The organism is Undibacterium sp. Ji22W, assembly GCF_049340305.1.
Taxonomy (GTDB): Bacteria; Pseudomonadota; Gammaproteobacteria; order Burkholderiales; family Burkholderiaceae_D; genus Undibacterium.
Window position 1 is genome coordinate 1,016,338 of sequence record NZ_JBMPOU010000001.1, and the last position, 22,207, is coordinate 1,038,544.

18 protein-coding genes and 3 tRNA genes are annotated in these 22,207 nt (G+C 43.7%); 15 read left to right on the forward strand and 6 right to left on the reverse strand.

Annotated features, from left to right (window positions below; all coding sequences use genetic code 11):
- Positions 1-309 precede the first annotated feature (309 nt).
- Together ACO0KW_RS04250 and ACO0KW_RS04255 are read left to right on the forward strand one after the other, a co-directional pair.
- Positions 310-4,602, forward strand: a complete 4,293-nt coding sequence (locus ACO0KW_RS04250) for a response regulator (RefSeq protein WP_423050962.1) — start codon at positions 310-312, stop codon at positions 4,600-4,602.
- Between the two features lie 198 nt (positions 4,603-4,800).
- Positions 4,801-5,928 carry an HD-GYP domain-containing protein gene (locus ACO0KW_RS04255; RefSeq protein ID WP_423050964.1) on the forward strand — a complete coding sequence of 376 codons (1,128 nt, stop codon included), beginning with the start codon at positions 4,801-4,803 and terminating at the stop codon, positions 5,926-5,928.
- Positions 5,929-5,997: 69 nt separating this feature from the next.
- On the opposite strand, the gene ACO0KW_RS04260 is transcribed toward ACO0KW_RS04255, so the two are convergent.
- Together ACO0KW_RS04260 and fdxA are read right to left on the reverse strand one after the other, a co-directional pair.
- Positions 5,998-7,077 carry an NAD(P)/FAD-dependent oxidoreductase gene (locus tag ACO0KW_RS04260; RefSeq protein WP_423050966.1) on the reverse strand — a complete coding sequence of 360 codons (1,080 nt, stop codon included), beginning with the start codon at positions 7,075-7,077 and terminating at the stop codon, positions 5,998-6,000.
- A gap of 82 nt (positions 7,078-7,159) precedes the next feature.
- Complete coding sequence (gene fdxA / locus ACO0KW_RS04265) at positions 7,160-7,483, reverse strand: ferredoxin FdxA (protein ID WP_423050968.1); 324 nt, start codon at positions 7,481-7,483, stop codon at positions 7,160-7,162.
- Between the two features lie 274 nt (positions 7,484-7,757).
- On the opposite strand from fdxA, the gene ACO0KW_RS04270 reads away from it, so the two are divergent.
- Positions 7,758-8,735 (forward strand): 2-hydroxyacid dehydrogenase, encoded by a 978-nt coding sequence (locus ACO0KW_RS04270; protein ID WP_423050970.1) that lies wholly within the window; start codon positions 7,758-7,760, stop codon positions 8,733-8,735.
- A gap of 83 nt (positions 8,736-8,818) precedes the next feature.
- Here the strand turns inward: ACO0KW_RS04270 and ACO0KW_RS04275 are convergent, their stop codons facing one another.
- Positions 8,819-9,073 (reverse strand): acyl-CoA-binding protein, encoded by a 255-nt coding sequence (locus ACO0KW_RS04275; RefSeq protein ID WP_423050972.1) that lies wholly within the window; start codon positions 9,071-9,073, stop codon positions 8,819-8,821.
- A gap of 226 nt (positions 9,074-9,299) precedes the next feature.
- A complete protein-coding gene (locus ACO0KW_RS04280; protein ID WP_186923823.1) occupies positions 9,300-10,001 on the reverse strand; it encodes a UPF0149 family protein in 702 nt (233 codons plus the stop codon).
- 128 nt (positions 10,002-10,129) lie between these two features.
- Between ACO0KW_RS04280 and ACO0KW_RS04285 the strand changes: the two genes are divergently transcribed.
- The 8 genes from ACO0KW_RS04285 to ACO0KW_RS04320 all read left to right on the forward strand — a co-directional run bounded on the left by ACO0KW_RS04285 (position 10,130) and on the right by ACO0KW_RS04320 (position 17,107).
- Positions 10,130-11,215 carry a serine/threonine protein kinase gene (locus ACO0KW_RS04285; RefSeq protein ID WP_423051964.1) on the forward strand — a complete coding sequence of 362 codons (1,086 nt, stop codon included), beginning with the start codon at positions 10,130-10,132 and terminating at the stop codon, positions 11,213-11,215.
- Positions 11,216-11,309: 94 nt separating this feature from the next.
- Positions 11,310-11,981: a ribose-5-phosphate isomerase RpiA gene (gene rpiA / locus ACO0KW_RS04290; protein WP_423050974.1), complete on the forward strand. Its 672-nt coding sequence runs from the start codon at positions 11,310-11,312 to the stop codon at positions 11,979-11,981.
- 63 nt (positions 11,982-12,044) lie between these two features.
- A complete protein-coding gene (locus tag ACO0KW_RS04295) occupies positions 12,045-12,596 on the forward strand; it encodes a DUF1415 domain-containing protein (RefSeq protein WP_423050976.1) in 552 nt (183 codons plus the stop codon).
- Positions 12,597-13,193: 597 nt separating this feature from the next.
- Positions 13,194-14,444, forward strand: coding sequence for an aspartate kinase (locus ACO0KW_RS04300; protein WP_423050978.1), 1,251 nt, complete (start codon positions 13,194-13,196; stop codon positions 14,442-14,444).
- Positions 14,445-14,557: 113 nt separating this feature from the next.
- Positions 14,558-14,649: transfer RNA gene (locus ACO0KW_RS04305), tRNA-Ser, on the forward strand.
- 169 nt (positions 14,650-14,818) lie between these two features.
- Entirely contained in the window at positions 14,819-16,702 is a 1,884-nt protein-coding gene (locus tag ACO0KW_RS04310; RefSeq protein WP_423050980.1) for a potassium transporter Kup, read from the forward strand.
- An 86-nt stretch (positions 16,703-16,788) separates the two neighbouring features.
- Positions 16,789-16,865: transfer RNA gene (locus ACO0KW_RS04315), tRNA-Arg, on the forward strand.
- Positions 16,866-17,030: 165 nt separating this feature from the next.
- Positions 17,031-17,107 (forward strand) — tRNA-Arg (locus ACO0KW_RS04320).
- 104 nt (positions 17,108-17,211) lie between these two features.
- On the opposite strand, the gene ACO0KW_RS04325 is transcribed toward ACO0KW_RS04320, so the two are convergent.
- On the reverse strand, positions 17,212-17,631 hold the full coding sequence (locus ACO0KW_RS04325) for a thioredoxin family protein (RefSeq protein WP_423050982.1): 420 nt from the start codon (positions 17,629-17,631) through the stop codon (positions 17,212-17,214).
- 113 nt (positions 17,632-17,744) lie between these two features.
- Here ACO0KW_RS04325 and tsaB point away from each other — a divergent pair, with 113 nt between their 5' ends.
- Genes tsaB through ACO0KW_RS04345 form a run of 4 tightly spaced genes read left to right on the forward strand, consistent with a single transcriptional unit; the run spans position 17,745 to position 20,660 of the window.
- The gene (gene tsaB, locus ACO0KW_RS04330) at positions 17,745-18,431 is read left to right on the forward strand and encodes a tRNA (adenosine(37)-N6)-threonylcarbamoyltransferase complex dimerization subunit type 1 TsaB (protein ID WP_423050984.1); all 687 of its coding nucleotides are present in this window, start codon (positions 17,745-17,747) and stop codon (positions 18,429-18,431) included.
- A 3-nt stretch (positions 18,432-18,434) separates the two neighbouring features.
- On the forward strand, positions 18,435-18,920 hold the full coding sequence (gene rimI / locus ACO0KW_RS04335; protein ID WP_423050986.1) for a ribosomal protein S18-alanine N-acetyltransferase: 486 nt from the start codon (positions 18,435-18,437) through the stop codon (positions 18,918-18,920).
- 28 nt (positions 18,921-18,948) lie between these two features.
- Positions 18,949-19,686, forward strand: coding sequence for a uracil-DNA glycosylase family protein (locus tag ACO0KW_RS04340; protein WP_423050988.1), 738 nt, complete (start codon positions 18,949-18,951; stop codon positions 19,684-19,686).
- 11 nt (positions 19,687-19,697) lie between these two features.
- Entirely contained in the window at positions 19,698-20,660 is a 963-nt protein-coding gene (locus ACO0KW_RS04345; RefSeq protein ID WP_423050990.1) for a DUF1853 family protein, read from the forward strand.
- Between the two features lie 51 nt (positions 20,661-20,711).
- On the opposite strand, the gene lplT is transcribed toward ACO0KW_RS04345, so the two are convergent.
- Entirely contained in the window at positions 20,712-21,974 is a 1,263-nt protein-coding gene (lplT, locus tag ACO0KW_RS04350) for a lysophospholipid transporter LplT (RefSeq protein ID WP_423050992.1), read from the reverse strand.
- Positions 21,975-22,207 lie beyond the last annotated feature (233 nt).

Sequence of the window (22,207 nt, forward strand, 5' to 3'; positions counted from 1 at the left end):
GAATGTTTGCAGTCAGATTCAACAAAGCTTCAAATTATGGTTAATTTCTGCGTCCGATTATCTAACTAAATATTTCAAAAATGAAGGCAGAAAAATAGGCGGTCAATTGATAAAGGAATTGTTTGATGTATTTTAAATTGAATACGTAATTAAATGCTAATTGACTGTTGTATTAGAGAATTCTTATTTCTGTATTTTTATTGTTGATACTGGGATCAATGTATTTATTACTTCTTTCAAGATAGAATCAAGTGCACATTTCCACGCAACTACTTTCAACTGACACTCATAATCTAACTTCTATAAGTTATGCACGGATTTTCTTCGGATACTAATACTAATTGGATAGAGCGATCTTTAGATGGCGTCGATGTGCTCAGAGACTCTATTTCTGACGGACGCACAATGGCGCGTGCGATGCGCACTGAGGGTGAAAGTAAGAATGATCAAAAGTTGATCGCAGGCGCGGATATTATTTTTGCTTTTGCAGATTATTTTCAAAATAATTTGGAAGAAGCGATCGCTTCATTTGAACGTTTGTCGTTTTTATTTTCCAATGATGATGCTCCAGACGGCGCTTTTTTTGCTGACACCGGATTAGTGATTGTTCTCAGAAAAAAAGGCAGTGTGCTCGCGGCTTATGATGTATCGGAGAAAAGATTGCGACCAAAGCTGGCAATCGTTTCACCTCGATTATTGATTCTCGCTTTGAATATTATTGCAATTGTCAGCCAAGAGCGAGGCGAAACAGTGCAAGCGATTCGTTGTTTCTATTGGGCTCTGGACGAGGCTAGAAAAATTAATTCAGCCAGTCGGATCGCACAAATAACTGCAAACCTAGGCGAAGTTTTGTATGTGACGGGGAATCCACTTGATGCTGAGGAATTTTTGCAGGTAGCTTGTGATGTCGCCCCATCTTCATTGGAAAAATGGTTATTGCCGTTTAGTTCGACCATGTTGGCCTTATGCAAAATAGCGCTTGGTAAATTTGATGAGGCATATAGTGTCATTGCGCCGTATATAGAGAATGAGACTATCGATGCGGTGCACATTAACTCCTATCGATCTTTTTATTTGTCCGTCGCGGCTTATACATTGGCAATGCGCGGTAACTTACAAGCTGCGACCGACTTTAGCGAAAAAGCACTGACGACCATCGATGCGATCGAAGATCCGCATTTGAAGCCTTACATCTGGTGGGTGCGCGGTTACTTGCACCGTCAATTCGGCCAGTACGATCAAGCGATTGCGCAATTGCGACATGCGATCGATGAATTAGGTGAAAGTGGTTACAACCACTTGCCTTTGTGTGCCATCAATGAGCTATCAGAAATTTACGCAGAATTAGAGCGCTGGCAAGAGGCATATCTAGAACAGAAACGACATCAAGTATTGTTTTTGCGTGTTCAGGAACGTGCTAGCAAGATTCAAAGTGAAAATCTGAAAATTCGAAATGAGTTCAAGGAAGCTGAACATGATCGCCGCATGAATGAACGCATAACAATAGAGCGAAAATCTTTAGCGGACGAGTTGCAGCGCATGTTAACTGAACGCGAAACTATTTTGGAAAACTCTATTGTTGGCATGATTTTTCTAAATAGCGAGGGCCGTGTGCAGTGGGTAAATACTCCTTTGTGTCAAATATTTGGCGTAGAGCGTGAACAGGTCTTAGGGGCTTCCTTAGAACCATTTTATACGTCGCGAGATAGTTATTTAGAAAGCGGCGCGGCAGTTAGTCAGGCTGTCTTGCGCGGTGAGGCATTTGAGACTGAACTAAGAATGCGACGCAGTGATGGCGCCATTTTTTGGGTGCAATTCTCTGGCCGCGCGGTGAACAAGAATGATTTGTCCTACGGTACCGTATGGGTTGTGATGGATATTTCTGCTCGTCGTCAACTTGAAGATGATTTGCATAAATCCGAGTACAACTATCGCTTACTAATCGATAATGTGACCGAGGGTATTATCGTTGTGCAAAACGCACAAATAGCTTTTGCAAATCGAATTATTCAAACTTTGACCGGTTATACCCATGAAGAATTGATCGGTATGGCTTTTACTTCATCCATCTATCGTGATGATGTCCCCGTCGTGGTGGAGCGGCATACGCGCCGCTTACGTGGTGAACCGGTTGAGCAATATTATCAAATACGTTTGCAGAATCGGCTTAGTCACCAACTGATTTGGGTCGAGATTTCCTCTGTATTGATTCAATGGGAAGGTCAAGCCGCGACGCTTTCATTTGTATCTGATTTAACCCAACGTAAATTACTTGAGTCACAACTCAAAGCTAGTATGGATGAGCAGATGCGCTTGCAGACGTTGCAGATGCAAAATGAGTTGAAAGTTTCAGAGTTGGCGCGTCGCCATGCGGAGGAAACAACTGAAGCGAAATCTCTATTCTTAGCTAATATGAGTCATGAAATTCGCACGCCTATGAACGCGATTATCGGTATGGCACATTTGGCTTTGAAAACAGAATTGACTGTTAAGCAGAAAGATTACGTCGAAAAAATTCATAAAGCTGGTTTGTCTTTAATGGGGATCATCAATGATATTTTGGACTTTTCAAAAATTGAGGCTGGAAAACTTGATATCGAGGAAGTGGAGTTTGACCTTGACGAGGTTTTTAATAGTGTCGCGGTAGTCACGAGCGAAAAAGCCGAGCAAAAAGGATTGGAATACTTATTTGATATTCAATCTGAGGTCCCAAAAAGATTAAAGGGAGACCCGTTACGACTTGGGCAAGTGCTGATTAATCTAATCAATAACGCGATCAAATTTACTGAAGAGGGTGAGGTTTGTGTTCTCTGTCGTGTCAGCTCAAGCGAATTCGATAAAGTGCGTTTGCAATTTGAGGTGCGTGATACAGGTCTTGGCATGAGTGAAGCGCAATCAGCAAAATTATTTATGCCTTTTAGTCAGGGTGATGAATCGACCACGCGCAAATTTGGCGGTACCGGTTTAGGTTTGTCGATTTCAAAAGGCATGGTGAATTTGATGTCCGGTGAAATTACCTTGCGTAGTGAATTAGGACTAGGAACCACCGTTAGCTTCGAACTCCCTTTTGTTAAAGTTGATCCGATTTCAACCGAAGTCAATCACGAATTATTTGATCAACTCAATATGTTGGTTGTCGATGATCATCCACATGCCGCGAAGTTATTGGGGGCCAAACTAGCACACTACGGCATTCGGAGTATTTTGACTTATTCGGGGCAAGAGGCAATGGCCGTTTTGTCAGGCGCGGAACGCGAAAATAGACAGTTTGATGCCGTGTTTGTGGACTTACACATGCCCGATATGGATGGCGCGGAGTTGATTGCACAGATACGCCTTGCGCCATTCCGAATGTTGCCAAAAATTGCTTTGGTAGGTGCGACAGCACGTGAAAGTCTTAATTATCGTGAAGAGGCAACGATCACCGATGCGTATCTAGATAAACCTTTCAATTCGTCGAATGTGTTCGATTGTCTGGTAAATATGTTTTCGTTTTATCGGCACTTTAATTCGGCAAGTTCATTACACGGTGCTTTTAAGTGTAAAAATTTGCACGTGTTGCTGGTCGAGGACAATTTGGTAAATCAACAAATCGCCAAGGAGTTATTGGAGGCCGCCGATATTCTGGTAGATGTTGCCGTGAACGGACGAGTTGCAATCGAGCGATTATTTTCCTTAGAACCAAATCACTACGGACTGGTTTTGATGGATGTACAAATGCCGGAGATGGATGGGCATGAGGCGACAAGACTAATTCGCGAAAATATACGATTTCAAGAGTTGCCGGTCATTGCGATGACGGCACATGCGCTGCTGATTGAACGTGAGCGATGTTTTGATTCTGGCATGAATGCGCATATCGCTAAGCCAATCAATCCCAACGAGTTGTATCAGGCAGTAGCTGATTGGTGTAGTTCTTATGTGGTGTCCAATTCGGATCACAGAATTGCATTGACCTCAGTGATAACTGACAAGTCACTGAGTATTCAAGGTATCGATACTCGCTTGGGATTAAGTCGAACGATGGGAGATCGGCAACTCTATTTTAAATTATTGAAATTATTTGCCCTTGATCAGCGAAACGCGGTTAGTAAAATACGCGAAGCTTTACACAATTCAGATTATAGAACCGCGGAGATGGTTGCACATACGTTGAAAGGGGTAGCGGGTTTGATCGGTGCTGACGTGCAGCTGCTTGCAGCGAGGATTGAATCTCAGATCGAAGGCTTAGTTTTATATGAACAAATAGAGAACCTATTAGATGTTGCGGAACGTCAGCTGCACTCTACTATTACCGCGATAGAAGTCTGTCTCAATACTGAATTTGGTGGCAATGTAGGAAACCCAGGGACGGAATTTGGCGAGAACAAAAATTTGTCGACGGAAGAAATTTATGCCAAATTACGCGCCTGCTATAAATTGGTGGCCAATTATGATGCAGAAGCTTTAGAGTTACTTGGTGAATCTAGCGAAGAGTTGAATATTGCGTTTGGTGCTAGTGTGCAAAAACAAATTATGCGTGCCGCTTCCCAATATGATTTCGATGTCATTCAATCGATTATGAAAGGTAATGCACATATGATAGGACTGAATCTTGAATGAAATTTTGGCGGTAAGGCGCTCGCCTAGCGTTTGTTTCTGCGATGCTAAGAGATATAGAAGCAATCAGGTGCATCCGCTATTTCACAACCGAAATTTATTAAAATGGGAAGTAGTTTCGAACAGGTGGAACGATGCGTTGAATTAAAGACGATGAATTGATCACTGTGAATTGAACACCCAATTATTCTAAGGTGCACTATGAATGAAACTCACGATCAAGATGCAAAGCAGGTAATCTTAATTGTCGACGATACGCCCGATAATATTACTTTGCTTTCTGCTTTGTTGAAGGATAAATACAAAATAAAAATTGCGACGAATGGGCTTAAAGCTTTACATATTGCGTCGATAGACCCTAGTCCAGATTTGATTCTGCTTGACGTTATGATGCCCGAGATGGACGGCTATGAAACTTGTCGGCACTTGAAAGCTAATCCGCAAACCAATCAAATTCCCATCATTTTTCTGACAGCAAAAAGTCAAGTGTCAGATGAAGAAATGGGGTTAAAGTTAGGTGCGGTTGATTATATTAGTAAGCCAGTAAGTCCTCCGATTGTCTTAGCGCGCGTCGCGACTCAACTTAACCTAGTGCGTGCTCGTAATCTTTTGCAGGATCAAAATAAGAATCTTGAGGGATTGATCAAAGACCGAACACGGAAGTTAGCGAAAATGCAGGACGCCATCATTATGGCGATGGCATCACTTGCCGAGACGCGTGATAATGAGACAGGAAATCATATCCGGCGTACGCAGAATTATGTCGCTGCACTGGCCAGACAACTGAAATTCATGCCGCGCTTCTCTGCTGAATTAACTGATGAGAATATCGAGCTGTTGTATAAATCTGCACCTTTGCATGATATTGGTAAGGTGGGAATTCCAGATAATATTTTACTCAAACCTGGGAAGTTGACTTCGGAAGAGTTTGAGGTGATGAAGTTACACACGAATTATGGTCGTGAGACGATTTTGTCAGTTGAGCGATACTTAGGAGAAAGTAACGAATTTCTTCGATTCGCACGTGAGATTACGTATTCTCATCAGGAAAAATGGGATGGCTCTGGTTACCCAGAAAACCTTGCTGGCGATGCGATACCAATTTCTGCTAGATTAATGGCAGTAGCTGATGTGTATGATGCCCTGATTTCAAGGCGGGTCTATAAGCCTGCGTTTAGCCATGAAGAAGCGATCGATATCATGCGTAAAGGCCGTGATACACATTTTGACCCTGATATTCTAGATGTATTTCTGAAAATTACAGATGAATTTAAAGAAATTGCGATGCGATATCAAGAAAGTGAAGCTGGTGAAACAGAAGTGTTTTAGTGTGATTTTAAAAGTAAAAAAAGCGCAAAGAATATACTTTGCGCTTTTTTTGTTGAAAATTTAAACTGCTTAATCAAAGACTGGCGATTCGACACCAAGGATTTTGTGTAATTTCGGTGAAGTCGTTGTGTACTGCATGTGAATTTTCTTGTCAGGGAAAATATACGGTGCGGCACCAAAAGCTGCTAATGCGGCTTCGTGGAAACCTGACAAAATCAATTTCTTCTTGCCTGGATAAGTATTGATATCACCAACTGCAAAAATGCCTGGCACGTTGGTTTCAAACTTCTCGGTGTCCATGACTTTTAATTGCTTGCGTTCAATCTCCAAACCCCAATCGGCGATAGGGCCGAGTTTTGGTGATAAACCGAAGAACACCAACAAATCATCGAGTGGCAAGCGACGTGTCACGCCATCTGCGCCGGTGACTTTGATTTCCGCCAATTTGTCATCTTTGGTTTCAATGCCAGTCACTTGACCAATAATCAATTGCATCTCGAAGTTGTCGCACATTTCTTTCATCTTCGACACAGACGCTGGTGCAGCACGGAAGTCATCGCGACGGTGCAATACGATCACGGATTCCGCTTTTCCAGCCAATGCCAAGGCCCAATCTAAAGCAGAGTCGCCACCACCGCAGATCACCAGATTGCGCCCTTCGAAGCGGCTAGGGTCTTTGACACGATAGAAAACTTGTGAGCCTTCAAATGCTTCAATGCCTTCTACTTTCAACGTACGTGGCTGGAAAGAACCGACACCAGCTGCAATGAAAATAGTTTTCGTGATGAACTTAGTTCCTAAAGATGTTTCTAGATCAAATCGACCATCGGCACGACGTTGAACCAAAGTAACTTCTTGATTCAAGTGGAAAGTTGGTTCAAACGGCTCAATTTGCTTGAGCAAATTGTCTGTCAACTCTTGGCCAGTGCACACTGGCACTGCTGGAATGTCGTAGATAGGTTTGTCTGGATACAATTCAACGCATTGACCGCCAACTACCGGCAGAGAATCAATCACGTGTGCTTTGATTTCGAGTAAGCCAAGTTCGAAGACTTGGAACAGACCAACTGGACCTGCGCCGATGATGACGGCATCCGCCTCAATCACGCCTGCTGCAGTTACTGTTGTTGAGTTTTGTTTGTTATCCATACGACTTTATATTCTTTAAAAAATGGGCAAATCGGTTCGCTGTAACCGCTGTGCTAATCATGCAAAACTGGTGCTCAAAAAATTAACGCTCCAAATATTGCAATTTGTCTTTCACATCTTTCCAATCATCGGCATCAGCTAACGGCGTTGTCGTTTTGGTGATTGACGGCCAGCTGCGAATCAAATCGGCGTTGATTTTGATGAATGGCATTTGATCTTTTGGTACGTCTTCTTCGGCATAAATTGCATTGACTGGACATTCTGCAACGCAGACAGCACAATCGATACATTCATCCGGGTCAATTACGAGAAAATTTGGACCTGCACGGAAGCAGTCCACAGGGCAAACATCAACGCAGTCAGTATAACGGCAGCGGATGCAGGATTCGGTCACAACGTGGGTCATAACAGGCCTATCAAGAAGAAAATCGAAGGTGAAGCGCTACTGGAAATTTGGACGTAGCTGCAAAGCCTTGTATTTTAAGGCAAATCGTCCCAACTCACAATTGCGGCTTAGATAAAATTAGCATAAGTAAATGTAGTTTCTGGCAATCGCTTCAGTCTAGCGCTGTGTTTTCTACATCTGGATAGTGAGGGCTAGTAAGTGCATTTGACTGCCGTATAATCGACTTTATCACTTATATTCTGCCTTTTTACTGCAAAAATCTATGAAATATTCTATGCCGAAATTACTGGTCGCGCGAGCGATGTTTCCAGATGAGCTGGTTCGCTTGAATAAATATTTTGAGCTTGAGCTAAATCAACAAGACAGCATCTTTTCACCTGAGGAGCTGGCAGATCGTTTACAAGGCAAATTTGGCATGATCTGCACTTCAAGTGCCAAAATTAATCAAGAATTACTGGCAAAGTTGCCTGAATTGAAAATAATTTCAACGATCGCGGTCGGATACGATAATTTTGATCTGCAAGCATGTTCGCAGTATCGGGTGATGGCAACCAATGCTCCTGATGTGTTGAATGAAACCACCGCCGATTTTGCCTGGGCACTCATGATGGCAACTGCGCGCCGGGTCACTGAAGCCGAACATTTTTTGCGGGCCGGAGAATGGAAAAAATGGGGCGTAGATTTTTTTGTGGGCGCGGATATCTTTGGGTCTCGACTGGGAATTTTGGGAATGGGCCGCATCGGACAAGCGATTGCGCGCCGTGCCGCAGGTTTTGGTATGGAAGTGATTTACCATAATCGAAGTCGGCTCAGCGCTGAACAAGAATTGGTCGCGCATCACGCACGCTATGTCGATAAAGAAACCTTAATGCGTGAGTCTGATCACTTGATTTTGGCTTTGCCTTATTCGTCTGAAACACATCACAGTATCGCCGCCAATGAACTTGCACAAATGAAACCAAGCGCTACCTTGATTAATATCGCACGTGGTGGAATTGTGGATGATGTTGCCTTAATTGCGGCTTTGCAAAATCGGCAAATTGCGGGTGCGGGATTGGATGTGTTTGAAAATGAGCCGCGTTTTCATCCTGATTTTTTAGGTTTGAAAAACGTCGTATTAACACCGCATATTGCGAGCGCATCAGAGCGAACTCGCAGAGCAATGGTGAATCGTGCTATCACCAACGTGATCGCGGCCGTTCGTGGTGAGGTACCACCAGACTTACTCAACCGCGATGCGCATACATTCTAAATGCGTACTCCATAAATGAAATGGGCACTAGCACTTCTGCTTAGTGCCAGCTTAATTTCTATAGAGTGAAACTTAAATAATTTTTAGTCTTTTAAAGACTCTATTAGATCAATATATTCCTGCATTGCCGTATCCTTAGAGGTGCCTTTTAATTCTGCCCAGGCATCAAACTTGGCGCGCGCAACGAAATCGGTCATGCCAGGACGTTCGCCACTGGCATCACCAGTGCTGGCTTGTTTGAAGAGTGCATAAATCTTCAGCAAAGTCATATTGTCAGGACGTTCCGGTAAATTTTTGGAATCAGCCTGAGCTTGATTAAATTGGTCGACGAGGCTCATAAAATCTCCTGTTGCTTGAAAGGGGTGGGGCCGAAGCTTTAACTGCGATTTTTAATTGCATATGATCTAGGCTTGCTTCTACATTCTAGCTTAACAGTATTATCACATCCTTCCTATAGAAGATTTCCTCAAATCAGAAAGTGATTTCGCACGCTACGAAAATGTGATGTAAGAAAAAAACGCCAAATCTTTCTGGCGTTTTAGTGAAGCCGTTACGTCAACTACATTAATGTATCGTCGGCTCGGCGCCGCAGCATACTTTGTATTTCTTGCCGCTGCCGCAAGGACAGGGATCATTTCTGCCGACTTTGGGCGCATCGCGTTTCACGGTAGCGACACCGGATTTGCGCAGTGGCGCCCAGAAACGTCGGATTTCCCCTATAGATGCTTCCAGTTTTAAGGCAAGTTGATGGCATTTTTCGGGTGTATCAACTAGCTTTGTTTCTTCCTCTTCGATTTCTTCTGCGCCTAGCAGGTAGATCGGCTCTAATAGTGGTGCGATGGTGGGGGATTCCCAAGCCGCTTCCCAAGCTTCTTCGCGTAATTGCATGCCTTCCCAAAAGCCCCAGGCCCATGTTTCGCCATCAATTAATTCTTTGCCGTTTTCTTCCATTACACAAAATAATGGTTCGAATTCTTGCGGCGCTACTTCAAAGGTTATTTGAATCTCGTTCATGAAGCGGGCGATTAAATTCGTAACCCTCTGCATTTCTTTAGGATTCTTAAATTTCGGTTCTCCCTGATCAGGCAGACCCCATACAAGAGGCAGCCATTCAGTCATCGCAATAACTTCAGGTCCAAGCGCGATCGCAGTCAAATAGCCGTGCAGGGCATCCATGGTCATGCCATCGTCGCCGACGGCGTCGGACATTAAAAATTTGTCGAGTTCGTTAAACTCTTTGTCGCTGAGGGGTTCATCCAGATGCATGATACTTGCTCGTCTTAAAGTGGTTTTTAGATGTAATCGCTACGTATTTTGTACAACTATCTTAATTGCGATCTTAATGGCAGAAGTGTAGCGCTTTGTTTCTGGTTCGTGGTGAGAAAGCACGTACAATGAGGGCTATGAGCTCAAATATTCTAAATCCTGATAATAATTTGCCTGAAAATTACACTGAAAGTCAGTCGGGCGGTGATGCGGATCATCAGCCGAACCCTGTCGATTTTTCAACTTTGAGTCCCGACTGTGTATTTGATGCGATGCATGCGCAAGGCTTTCATTGCGATGGACGATTGTTGGCTTTAAATAGTTATGAAAATCGCGTTTATCAATTGGGCATGGACGATGCGTCGCCTTTAGTGGTGAAATTTTATCGACCGCTGCGTTGGAGCGATGAACAAATCCGAGAAGAGCATCAATTTGTCACGCAACTTGAGGTCGCTGAAATTCCTGTGGTGCCAGCTTTGCCAGATATAAATGGGAATAGTTTGCGTGAATTTGCGGGTTTTCGGTTTGCCGTATTTGAACGTCAAGGCGGACGCGCTCCTGAATTAGACCGTGCTGGCACTTTAGAATGGATAGGCCGGTTTTTGGGACGAATTCATGCAGTCGGTGCGCGCGAATCTTATCAATTTCGACCAATGGTAAACCCGCAGACCTATGGCGATGCGTCGCTGGATCATCTGCTGCAGCATGATTTTATTCCCGCTGACATCGTCCATGCTTACGAGGCGACTGCGCGCATGATGTTGGCGGCAGTGAAAAATGCGTATCAACAAGCTGGCGATATACAAAGTTTGCGTTTGCATGGTGATTGCCACATGGGAAATGTATTGTGGACCGAGGTAGGTGCCCAACCGGGACCGCATTTTGTTGATTTTGATGATAGTCGAATGGGACCTGCGATGCAGGATTTGTGGATGCTGCTATCTGGCTCGCGTCAAGAAATGCAAGGACAGTTATGTGATATTTTGATGGGCTATGAAGATTTTTATCACTTTAATCCGGTTGAATTGCACCTGATTGAAGCCTTGCGTAGCCTGCGTTTACTGCATTATTCAGCATGGCTGGCGCAACGGTGGACCGATCCCGCATTTAAGCAAGCTTTTCCCTGGTTTAATACGCAGCGTTACTGGCAGGATCGTGTTTTAGAAATGCGTGAACAAATTGCATTGATGGACGAAGCGCCATTGCGCGTCTGAGAAATTATTCTCGCTAGCTTGGTTTATCGTCTATTTGCAGGCGTCCATCGTTTACAATGACGCCATTCTGATTATTTTCTTTTATGTGATATCTATGACTCAAGATGAATTAAAACTCGCGGTCGCGCAAGCTGCGATTGCTTACGTAGTTGAAGGTGAAATCGTTGGTGTTGGCACTGGTTCCACTGCTAATTTTTTTATCGACGAACTGGCGAAGATTAAGCACAAAATTAGAGGCGCTGTCGCCTCCTCGGAAGCGACAGCGAGTCGTTTACGTGGTCACGGCATTGAAGTGTTTGATTTGAATGATGTTAATGCTATGCCAGTTTATATCGATGGTGCAGACGAGATTACTGCTAGTGGTGCGATGATCAAGGGCGGTGGCGCTGCGTTGACTCGTGAAAAGATCGTTGCTTCAGTTGCAAAATCATTCGTCTGTATCGCCGACGGTTCCAAATTGGTCAATTTTTTAGGCAAATTTCCATTGCCAGTAGAAGTCATTCCGATGGCGCGTGAGTCCGTGATACGTGCATTGAATGTGATCGGTGGCGATGCAAAACTGCGTATGAAAGATGGTGCTGCTTTGTTGACGGATAACGGCAATATCATTGTCGACGTGCACGGTTTGCAAATAGTTGATCCAGTCTCTTTAGAAGCACAGATCAATAATATAGTCGGTGTGGTGACGGTGGGATTGTTTGCCGCTCAAGGTGCGACTGTTTGCCTGCTCGGCACAGTGGATGGCGTTAAGACTTTGCAGTTTTAAATTTGGTGGCAATGTTAGTGGTAATGTTCTTACTAACGGTAGTAATAATTTCGAGGTAATAAGATGGAAGATTCACAAATCAAGGATGACGCTGTCATCGCACAAACAAAGTTGTGGTTGGAGAAAGCTGTTATAGGCTTAAATCTCTGTCCGTTTGCTAAAGGCGTGCATATTAAGGATCAGATCCGCTATTTTGTGAGTCATGCGACGACGCCTGAAGAGTTGATTAAAGATTTAATGGCCGAATTGGAGGCGCTCGCAGAAGCAAATCCGGATAAAGTTGATACTACGCTGTTGATTCATCCTTACGTGATGCAAGATTTTCTCGACTATAACGATTTTTTGGAAGTTGCTGATGCGACTTTGGAAGAGTTGGATCTGGATGGTATTTTGCAGGTGGCGAGCTTTCATCCGCAATATCAGTTCGAAGATGCAGCGGCTGATGATATCGACAATTATACGAATCGTTCGCCATTTCCAACACTACATTTGCTGCGTGAAGACAGCATTGATAAGGCGGTTGAAGCTTTTCCCGAGGCCGAGCAAATTTACGAGAAGAACATGCAAACATTGCGTGCATTGGGGCACGACGCTTGGAAGAAACTTTTTATTTGAGTTTTAATTTTAGGTATTCGTGAGAATCGAAGCAAGTGGATGGATGATCTGGCTTTTTCCCGCTTGGTTTGATTTTCGATGGGTAAATTTTTGCTGCGTCGGCAGGTGATCAATGCCGTCGCTACAAAAATCATGGTCTGATGAACCATCGAGATGTGCACTTCAGCAATTCTTTCCTTATATCGATATTTGTTTTGGTTATGTGTGAATTTCTTTTTTTCGAGTAAATACCCGTTGAAATGAAGTTCAAGCCCAAGTAAGTGTTACCTCATTATTTAATTCCTTTAATATTCGTTTTGTTATGGAATGGGTGTAAATTCCGGCTACTGTCGTTCAATTGTCTTCAAATCTCACAAAGTCTATTCCTCTTGATGCTAGGTGGGGCGTTTTTCCTTGCGCTTGCTTTCAGTCTTTTCTTGCAAAACCGTTGCTAGTTTCTATTGTTTTTTCTGGGAATTTGTTTTGTTTCTACTTTTCATCAGTTGCTGTCGCTTAAAAAATAGGCGGATGTGCCTTGTTATTTTGCAGAGCAGCATGTAAAGTCATGCGTTCTTTTTCTCGCTTTACTTCCTTTTTCGTCACTCTTTTTGAAATGTTATGGCTTTAATTGTCCACAAATACGGCGGTACGTCGATGGGGTCTACGGATCGCATTAAGAACGTCGCTAAGCGCGTCGCCAAATGGCATGATGCAGGTTATCAAATCGTAGTTGTACCATCGGCCATGTCAGGCGAAACGAATCGAATTATTGGTTTGGCTAAAGAAATTATGGCCGATCCAGATCCGCGTGAACTCGATATGATTGCTTCTACTGGAGAGCAAGTGTCAGTTGGTTTGTTGGCGATCGCGTTGCAAGCCTTAGGGAAAAAAGCCGTTTCTTATGCGGGTTGGCAAGTGCCCATTAAGACCGACTCTTCACACACGAAAGCACGGATCGCGTCGATTGATGATGTTAAGGTCAATGCTGATCTAGCCGAAGGTAAGATCGTTATTATTACTGGCTTCCAAGGTGTTGATGAGTTGGGTAATATCACGACTTTAGGACGCGGTGGTTCTGACACTTCTGCGGTGGCGATCGCTGCTGCTTTGAAGGCACAAGAATGTTTGATTTATACCGATGTTGACGGTGTGTATACAACTGATCCACGCGTTGTTTCTGATGCGCGCAAATTGAATACCGTGACGTTCGAAGAGATGTTGGAAATGGCATCGCTCGGTTCCAAAGTTTTGCAGATACGCTCTGTAGAATTTGCTGGCAATTACCGCATGCCCACTCGAGTACTGTCATCGTTAACTGACCCATTAATGCCTTTAGCCGAAGAAATTATTTCCGGCACCCTGATTTCGTTTGAGGAAGATACAAATATGGAACAAGCCACTATTACAGGCATCGCATTTAATCGTGATGAAGCAAAACTTACTGTGTTTGGTGTGCCAGACAAGCCAGGTATTGCTTACCAAATTCTTGGACCTATCGCGGATGCGAATATTGAAGTCGATATGATTATTCAAAATCAATCTGTCGAAGGCAAAACCGATTTCACATTTACTGTGCCACGTGGCGACTACAACAAAGCGATGGATGTATTAAATGCCAGCGTCAAGGAGCATATCGGAGCGGGTAATATTATTGGCGATTCTAAAGTTTCAAAGGTATCTGTGGTTGGTGTCGGTATGCGTAGCCATGTCGGTATCGCTTCACAGATGTTTCGAACTTTGTCGGACGAAGGTATCAATATTCAGATGATTTCTACGTCGGAAATTAAAATCTCTGTTTTGATCGATGAGAAATATATGGAATTGGCAGTACGTGCTTTGCACAAAGCATTTGGTTTGGAAGCTGCATAATTACGATTTTCATGCGAGATTTTCTAGGCAGGTAGTTGACCAAAGATGAACTACCCGCTATGATCACGGTCTCGCTTGTAATGCCTTGCGTAAGCATGGCGTTGTGAGAGTGTGGAGACGTGGCCGAGTGGCCGAAGGCACTTCCCTGCTAAGGAAGCATCTGGGGTAACCTGGATCGTGAGTTCGAATCTCACCGTCTCCGCCAAAGAATTGGTGCCCGCTTAATGAGAGTTAAGCGGGCATTTTTCTTTTTGGCTTATATAAATCGACTTTCATAAAATTTATTTATGGCGTAGGCTGTCTTTTTTAAGTAAAACACTCTTGAATTTCGTTTGACCTTCGTCTATTGTGCAATGCACCAATAATAACAAGGAATGCAATTGGCTCACGATCACACTAAGAGCAGCTTGTCTGCGTTGACATTAGCTGCAATCGGTATTGTTTACGGCGATATCGGCACTAGTCCTCTGTATACCATGCAGGAAGTTTTTGATCACAAGCATGGGCTCGCCTTAAACCCAGAAAATATTCTTGGAATTGTTTCCCTCATCGTATGGGGTTTAATTTTTATCGTTTCGCTCAAATACGTGACGTTGGTTTTGCGTGCCAGTAATCGCGGCGAAGGTGGAATCATGGCGCTCGCCGCTTTGACCTTGGAGTCAGTCGGCAAGAATTCAAAACTTTATTTTCCTCTAGTGATATTAGGAGTTGTTGGCGCCTCTTTATTTTATGGAGATGGCGTGGTGACGCCTGCAATGACGGTGTTGTCTGCAATTGAGGGTATCAAGGTGGCGACGCCAGCGCTTAAGCCCTTTGTCGTACCCTTAACTTTGATCATCTTGATCGGATTGTATGCGGTGCAGTCACGCGGCACTGCTACGATAGGGAAGTTATTTGGCCCTGTCATGGTGCTATGGTTTGTGGTGTTATCGGCGATGGGTCTATACAATATTTTGCGTATGCCCGAAATATTAGCGGCCTTTAATCCAATTTATGCGCTTGAATTCTTATTTTTGCATCGTTGGGCAGCCTTTATCGCTTTGGGTGCGGTCGTATTGGCCTTTACTGGCTCGGAAGCATTGTATGCAGATATGGGGCATTTCGGTGCTAAGCCTATTCGTACGGCTTGGTTCTTTATCGTTTTTCCTGCATTGGGTTTGAACTATCTGGGGCAGGGCGCTTTGTTGATGGTAGATCCAACCGCGGTTGAAAATCCCTTCTTTAATCAATTGGGTGACTGGAGTATTTATCCGCTAGTTGTGCTGTCAACAATGGCAGCGGTAATTGCATCTCAGGCGACGATTTCCGGTGCGTTTTCGATGACTAAGCAAGCGATTTCGTTAGGCTTTTTGCCGCGTATGAAGATTGTGCACACATCGTCTAAGGAAATCGGGCAAATATACATTCCAGTTGTGAATTGGCTGCAGTTGGCAGCGGTGGTTGGTGCAGTGATTGGTTTTGGTTCTGCTTCAAACTTGGCATCCGCCTATGGAATTGCGAATACCGGCACGATGTTGGTGACGTCGATTCTGACCTTTTTTGTGATTCGCTATGGCTGGAAATACAATTTGGCGTTATGCATTGCATCGACGATGTTTTTCTTGTTGATCGATATTTCTTTGTTCTCATCAAATGCTTTGAAGTTTTTCAGTGGTGGATGGTTTCCAATCGCGCTCGGCTTTGGAATTTGTGTCGTCATGTTGACTTGGCGAAGAGGGCGCGCGCTGGTTTTTGATAATTTGAAGAAACATGCTATTCCGCTAGAAGAATTTTTAGAGTCCTTATTTGTTTCACCTCCCGTTCGTGTTTATGGTACCGCAGTATTTTTGCGTGGTGAAGCTGATGGTGTGCCGCATGCTTTATTGCACAACTTATCGCACAATAAAATATTGCATGAGCGCGTCATCTTCATTACTTTGCATAATCGTGAGATTCCCTGGGTGCCTTTTTCTGAGCGCATAAAGGTGAGTGATTTGGGGAATAATTGTTTTCAAATTGACGTTTTTTATGGTTTTAAGAATGAACCGGACATTCCGAAGGCTTTAGAATTGTGTGCTCCATATGGCTTGCACTTTGAGCCTTTAGATACGTCCTATTTTATTTCGCGTCAGACGATTATTTCTAGTCCAGGTAGTGGAATGGCAATGTGGCGCGAAGGTCTATTTGTGACGATGTCGAGAAATGCACGTGATGCGGCGGATTATTATCAAATCCCTAGTAATCGGGTGATTGAGGTGGGGGCCCAAGTCGAAATCTAAAATCTATGCTGCAAGGCAGGGATTGAACGATTCTTAGCCGTGGGGGCTTATAAAACTGAAATAGCTGTGCTATAATCTTGTTTTTCGCGGCTGTAGCTCAGCTGGATAGAGTACTTGGCTACGAACCAAGGGGTCGTGGGTTCGATTCCTGCCAGCCGCACCAGATTTAAGGGACTAGATGCAAATCTAGTCCCTTTTTTCGTTTTGAATTGATCTTTTGTTAAGTGCTATCTAGGTCATGGGCTCGCAAGTAAGCTGGACTGTTTCGTAAAATCATTGCTTTGACTACTTCATATTTCCGTGACAGTCTGCTATAATTTTGTTTTTCGCGGCTGTAGCTCAGCTGGATAGAGTACTTGGCTACGAACCAAGGGGTCGTGGGTTCGATTCCTGCCAGCCGCACCAGATTTAAGGGACTAGATGCAAATCTAGTCCCTTTTTTCATTTTGGACTAAATTTTGCGTTAAATGCTAGGCAAAGCTAACTAGATCTTTTTGCTTGCTGTAATTTCAGATGCTTTCTAGGTTTCTGCTTAAGCTCCAGTTTATGGGCAGTGGGTGTTGTATCGACGCATGAATGGATTCGACACTGTTCTGTTGTATGGTTTCTTCAAATGAGTTCAACAATCGGTGAACTAAGCTAGCATCTGGCATCATCGTACCTAAGAAAAGTACTTGATGTTGATATTCGATAAGTATCGTCGGGAAGTTTTCTATATCTAAGTCATCAACTAAATTCGCGTGATCTTCAATATCTATCCAAGCGAAGCACTTATCGAGGTGGAGTGCTTGCAAATCATCGAAACCCTTACGATAACTTTGACATGTGTCACACCAAGCTGCACACAGGCAGCTGACCAGCCATTGACTTTCGGTTAGTTTGGTTTGAATGGCGACCAAATCGTCGCTTCTATAAATTTTTGTATTCATGGCTTATTTTAACCGATAGCGCTTTGTCCTTGCATCCTTGGGATGGTGCGATGAATAAAATTGATGTCGAATTTGCGCTGTTAGCAATGCTTGCGACAGGTTAAAATAACAGTATGACGATATTACTTGCTATTGAAACTTCGACAGATCTCGCTTCTGTCGCTTTACTCCACAATCACCATATTATTTGCCGTGACTTGTCTGGTGTGCAAACACATTCTTATGGCCTGCTTCCGGCTTTGCAGGAGCTGCTGCAGGAAGCTGGCGTGAACTTGAATCAATTGAATGCGATTGCGTTTGGATGTGGGCCAGGAGCATTTACGGGCGTGCGTACGGCATGTGGTGTAGTACAAGGACTGGCATTTGGATTGCAAATTCCAGTTTTGCCTGTCGTAAGTTTGCTTGCCATGGCGGAAGCCGCAAAATCTGCAGAACAACGCTTGGATTTTGTTTGCTGTTTAGACGCTCGTATGAATGAGGTTTACTGGGCACATTATCGTTTGGAAGGGGAAGCCTGGTTAGAAATTCAAGCGCCAAGTCTGAGTGATCTAACTACTGCCTTAGCTTATGCTCGGGAAGCAAAGCTGACTTTGGTGCTAGGGCAAGGACTGGCGTTGCCAGATGCGGATGAAGGTCTTCCAACTATCCTAGTGATGCCACATGCGCAATTTGCCTTGCAAATTGCAGAGAAAAATTATAAGCAAGGATTGGCAATTGATGCCGCTCAGGCTCAACCTCTGTATTTGCGAAACAAAGTGGCGCAAACAACTGCCGAGCGAGCATTGGCGCGTGAGACTTGAATCGTGAGCACAAAGTTTTTGTCCATCGCTGATATGGATCAATATCGTTTTTGCCAGCTCGGTATCAATGATTTGGATGAAATACTAGCAATTGAAGAGGCGGTCTATACGCATCCTTGGACGCGTGGAAATTTTTTAGATTCATTTTATGATCACCATGATGCTTGGGGAATTCGTGACCGACAAGAGAACTTGGTTGCTTATTTTTTTCTGATGCCCGTAGTTGATGAGTTTCATTTGTTGACCTTTGCGGTTGATGCCCAAAAACAGAAATTTGGTTATGCGCACATCATGTTGAAAAAAATGCTGCAGATCGCACAAGAACGAAATTTTTTGTCCATTATGCTTGAGGTGCGGGTGAGTAATGTGAGGGCAATTGCGATTTATCGGCGATTTGGATTTCTTGAAATAGGGCGTCGAAAAGCCTATTACCCCGCTCACGAGGGACAACGTGAGGACGCTATCGTGATGCGGATTGAAGCGCAGTAATGGTGAATTACATTAGGAACGGGGCTCTATGAGCAATTTGCGTGAATACTATTTACGGAATTTAGGTATAGGTGAGATTTGGAAGAGTCGAGAATTTTCTGCGCCCGCGAATGATGCAGTCCTTGCTGATACGGTATTGCAGAGAGCTCCTTTGGTATCGATGACTGAAAGTAAATCTACTGGTGCTAACACATCAGCTTTGCTGCCTAAAATTTCCTCTAGTCTTCATGAGATCGATAAAGCAATACAAGACTGTAATCAATGTAATTTATGCCGGAATTTTGGGAAGAGCCAATTTGCGATCGCGCCAAATTCGCTTGATATTTTGTTGGTCAGCGAGTTTGCGGCACCATTGCAATTGGACGCCCAGGAAAAGCTAATTCAAAATTTGATGGTCGCATTGTCATTGCCATCCGAATTCAGAACGACAATGACATTTTTTCGAAGCTCGATGTTTAAGGCCTGCTCACCAACTTCATCTGAACTTGTGGCTAGCCTTGATGATGTCGATGCTTGCATTTCATTCTTGCGGCAAGAAATTGAAGTGGCTAAGCCGCGCGCAATATTTGTGCTAGGTGAACGTGTCGCAGCGGCGCTGCTTGGTTTGACATCAGAAACTAAGTTGCCAGATTTGAGATCTTCGCAGCACCTTTATCGGAATATTCCTGTCTTCGTCACACATGGTACGCTAGCATTATTGACAGATCCAATGCAAAAATTAGATGTATGGAATGATATTTGTAAGTTAAACGATGCTCTTTCTTAGAGAAATATCACATGATTACTTATCAGGATCGTTTTCATCAAGAATGGTCTCAGCTGAAAGATAGACACGTCCGTGCTTTAGCTTGGCTATTAACTTCCCCGGATTTGTTAGATAAAAATTCAGCGATTTGGTGGCATCAAATTGCCACTTTAGATTTGCCCAATCCTGAACAGTTGCGTGCATGGTTGTTTAGTCTGGACGCTCATCCGACGGCTTTGCATGAAGCCTTAAAGATCCACAAGTTTCTACGCCTCGGCCATTATGCGGAAGACTTGTTGGTGTTTTATTTCAATCATGTTGGCTTACTTTATGGACATGGTATTCAAGTTCACAATGAGAAGGCTGAGACCATAGGCGAATTTGATTATCTTTTATTTGCAGAAGGCGGTTTGCTTCACATTGAACTGGCGACGAAATTTTACCTTTTTCATCATGCCTCAAACCCGACTAAACTAAACATTGATAATGGACCGATAGCTAACGTGTATGACTACGTTGGCCCCAATTTGAATGATAGTTTGGGTGCGAAAATGCAAAAAATTTTGCAACGCCAATTGACTCTGTCGCAGCATGACGCTGCTCGGAAATTAATTCAATCCAAGGTTGTGGCTGCGCGTGCATTGATCAAAGGTTGGCTTTTTTATCGAAGTTCGGAGCATCGGCAAGTGGTCGCTGGAATTAACGCAAATCATTGTCTGGGATTTTGGTGGACTATGAGTGAGTTTGAGCAACTCGCGGTTCCGTATGCTTTAAAATTAGATCGTCTACAATGGCTGGCGCCAGCACAGGTTGGTATTGAGGAAGCGCTCGATAAATCCTTAATCCTAGATACTCTACAAAGACATTTTCAAGTGGATTTCTCGCCAGTGATGGTGGCGATTTTGAAAAAAAATGGTGCCGTGATGCAGGAGTTTTGTCGTGGCATGGTTGTGCCTAACGATTGGCCAGCACGCGCAGCGCAGATTCATCAATAATTTGAAAATTGATTTGAAATAGCAAATGAATTCGCTACAACATTCATGTTGCTAATGTTTTTGTTCCCCAATTAAGGCAACTGAATCGAATATTTTTTGATTTGCCTTATGCTTAAGCATGACTGCATACATAGTGGATGCAACGAATAGTCCAAAAATCACGATAATGACATGGGTATGTAGTTGCAGTGAAACCATGATTGCATATAGCGCCAGCAATACCAAAATCGACAAGTTTTCATTGAAATTTTGTACGGCAATTGAATGCCCGGCGCTCATCAAAACGTGACCGCGATGTTGCAATAGCGCGTTCATTGGCACCACAAAAAAACCTGCCAAGCCACCAATAAAAATCAGTAGCGGATAGGCGAACCATACATTCGTGACAAAAATCATGGTGGTAACGACCAAGCCCATCAGTACGCCTAGTGGCATGACTGATAATGATTTTTTGAGTGGTACGACACGCGCTGCGAAGAGTGCTCCGATCGCAATGCCAACTGCAAACACTCCTTGCAATTCACTGCCTTTGTTTAGGGGCATATTTAAATTCACTTCCGCCCATTTCAACACTAAATACTGCAGCGTGGCACCGGCCCCCCAAAATAATGTTGTTACTGAGAGGGATATTTGTCCTAATTTGTCGCGCCATAACTTAATTGAGCAATGCGTAAAGTCGCGTAATAAGCAGAACGGGTTGGATTCTTGTTTTTGATATTGAGCACCTGTATCTGGAATATACCGATTGAAGATGGCGGCAATAATATAGCAGGCGGTGATTGCAGTGAGTGCGGATTGATTGGTGGTGTGGATGCCGAAATCAATCAAAGGAAAATCAAAGCTCAATAACTTTGCGGAAATCTGTGGATCAACGAGTTTGCCTCCAAGAACTACGCCTAAAATAATAGAGCTGATAGTGAGACCTTCTATCCAGCCATTGGCGGCGACTAATTTTTCCGCAGGTAATAATTCGGTCAGGATGCCATACTTAGCTGGAGAGTATGCAGCTGCACCAAATCCAACGACGCCGTAGGCAATGACAGGATGTACATCTAAAAACATCAGGGCACAACCGCCAATTTTGATTAGGTTGGTGAAAAACATCACCTTGCCTTTGGGGCGGGAATCAGCAAATGCACCGACGAAGGCGGCGAGTAAGACATATGACAGAGCAAAACTCCATTTGAGTAGCGGCGTCATCCATGCTGGAGATTCCATCGTCGCTAATAGTGCAATTGCTGCAATCAGGAGTGCATTGTCAGCCAGTGATGAGAAAAACTGGGCTGCCATAATTGTGTAAAAACCGCGTTTCATTCGTTCTGTTGACCTTTGCTTTTCATATGCTTTGTCTGGCAGGCTTGCTTTATACCATGAAATACCTCTGATATCCTTGAAATACAACAAGCAAATGACGTGATGTGTGTGTAGTAGGTCAGTATTAAGACGGTGGTAAATAAATGCTGAACTCCTGGTGAGTTTATAATACTGTGTAAAATATCAGTATTTTCTGAATTTCTTCTTCCTTTAACTTTGGCGCGAAGAAATTG

Excerpts from the sequence above, each read along its gene's own strand:
- ACO0KW_RS04250 (WP_423050962.1), top strand. The coding sequence starts at position 310 with ATGCACGGATTTTCTTCGGATACTAATACTAATTGGATAGAGCGATCT.
- ACO0KW_RS04255 (WP_423050964.1), top strand. The coding sequence starts at position 4,801 with ATGAATGAAACTCACGATCAAGATGCAAAGCAGGTAATCTTAATTGTC.
- ACO0KW_RS04260 (WP_423050966.1), bottom strand. The coding sequence starts at position 7,077 with ATGGATAACAAACAAAACTCAACAACAGTAACTGCAGCAGGCGTGATT.
- fdxA (WP_423050968.1), bottom strand. The coding sequence starts at position 7,483 with ATGACCCACGTTGTGACCGAATCCTGCATCCGCTGCCGTTATACTGAC.
- ACO0KW_RS04270 (WP_423050970.1), top strand. The coding sequence starts at position 7,758 with ATGCCGAAATTACTGGTCGCGCGAGCGATGTTTCCAGATGAGCTGGTT.
- ACO0KW_RS04275 (WP_423050972.1), bottom strand. The coding sequence starts at position 9,073 with ATGAGCCTCGTCGACCAATTTAATCAAGCTCAGGCTGATTCCAAAAAT.
- ACO0KW_RS04280 (WP_186923823.1), bottom strand. The coding sequence starts at position 10,001 with ATGCATCTGGATGAACCCCTCAGCGACAAAGAGTTTAACGAACTCGAC.
- ACO0KW_RS04285 (WP_423051964.1), top strand. The coding sequence starts at position 10,130 with ATGAGGGCTATGAGCTCAAATATTCTAAATCCTGATAATAATTTGCCT.
- rpiA (WP_423050974.1), top strand. The coding sequence starts at position 11,310 with ATGACTCAAGATGAATTAAAACTCGCGGTCGCGCAAGCTGCGATTGCT.
- ACO0KW_RS04295 (WP_423050976.1), top strand. The coding sequence starts at position 12,045 with ATGGAAGATTCACAAATCAAGGATGACGCTGTCATCGCACAAACAAAG.
- ACO0KW_RS04300 (WP_423050978.1), top strand. The coding sequence starts at position 13,194 with ATGGCTTTAATTGTCCACAAATACGGCGGTACGTCGATGGGGTCTACG.
- ACO0KW_RS04310 (WP_423050980.1), top strand. The coding sequence starts at position 14,819 with ATGCAATTGGCTCACGATCACACTAAGAGCAGCTTGTCTGCGTTGACA.
- ACO0KW_RS04325 (WP_423050982.1), bottom strand. The coding sequence starts at position 17,631 with ATGAATACAAAAATTTATAGAAGCGACGATTTGGTCGCCATTCAAACC.
- tsaB (WP_423050984.1), top strand. The coding sequence starts at position 17,745 with ATGACGATATTACTTGCTATTGAAACTTCGACAGATCTCGCTTCTGTC.
- ACO0KW_RS04340 (WP_423050988.1), top strand. The coding sequence starts at position 18,949 with ATGAGCAATTTGCGTGAATACTATTTACGGAATTTAGGTATAGGTGAG.
- ACO0KW_RS04345 (WP_423050990.1), top strand. The coding sequence starts at position 19,698 with ATGATTACTTATCAGGATCGTTTTCATCAAGAATGGTCTCAGCTGAAA.
- lplT (WP_423050992.1), bottom strand. The coding sequence starts at position 21,974 with ATGAAACGCGGTTTTTACACAATTATGGCAGCCCAGTTTTTCTCATCA.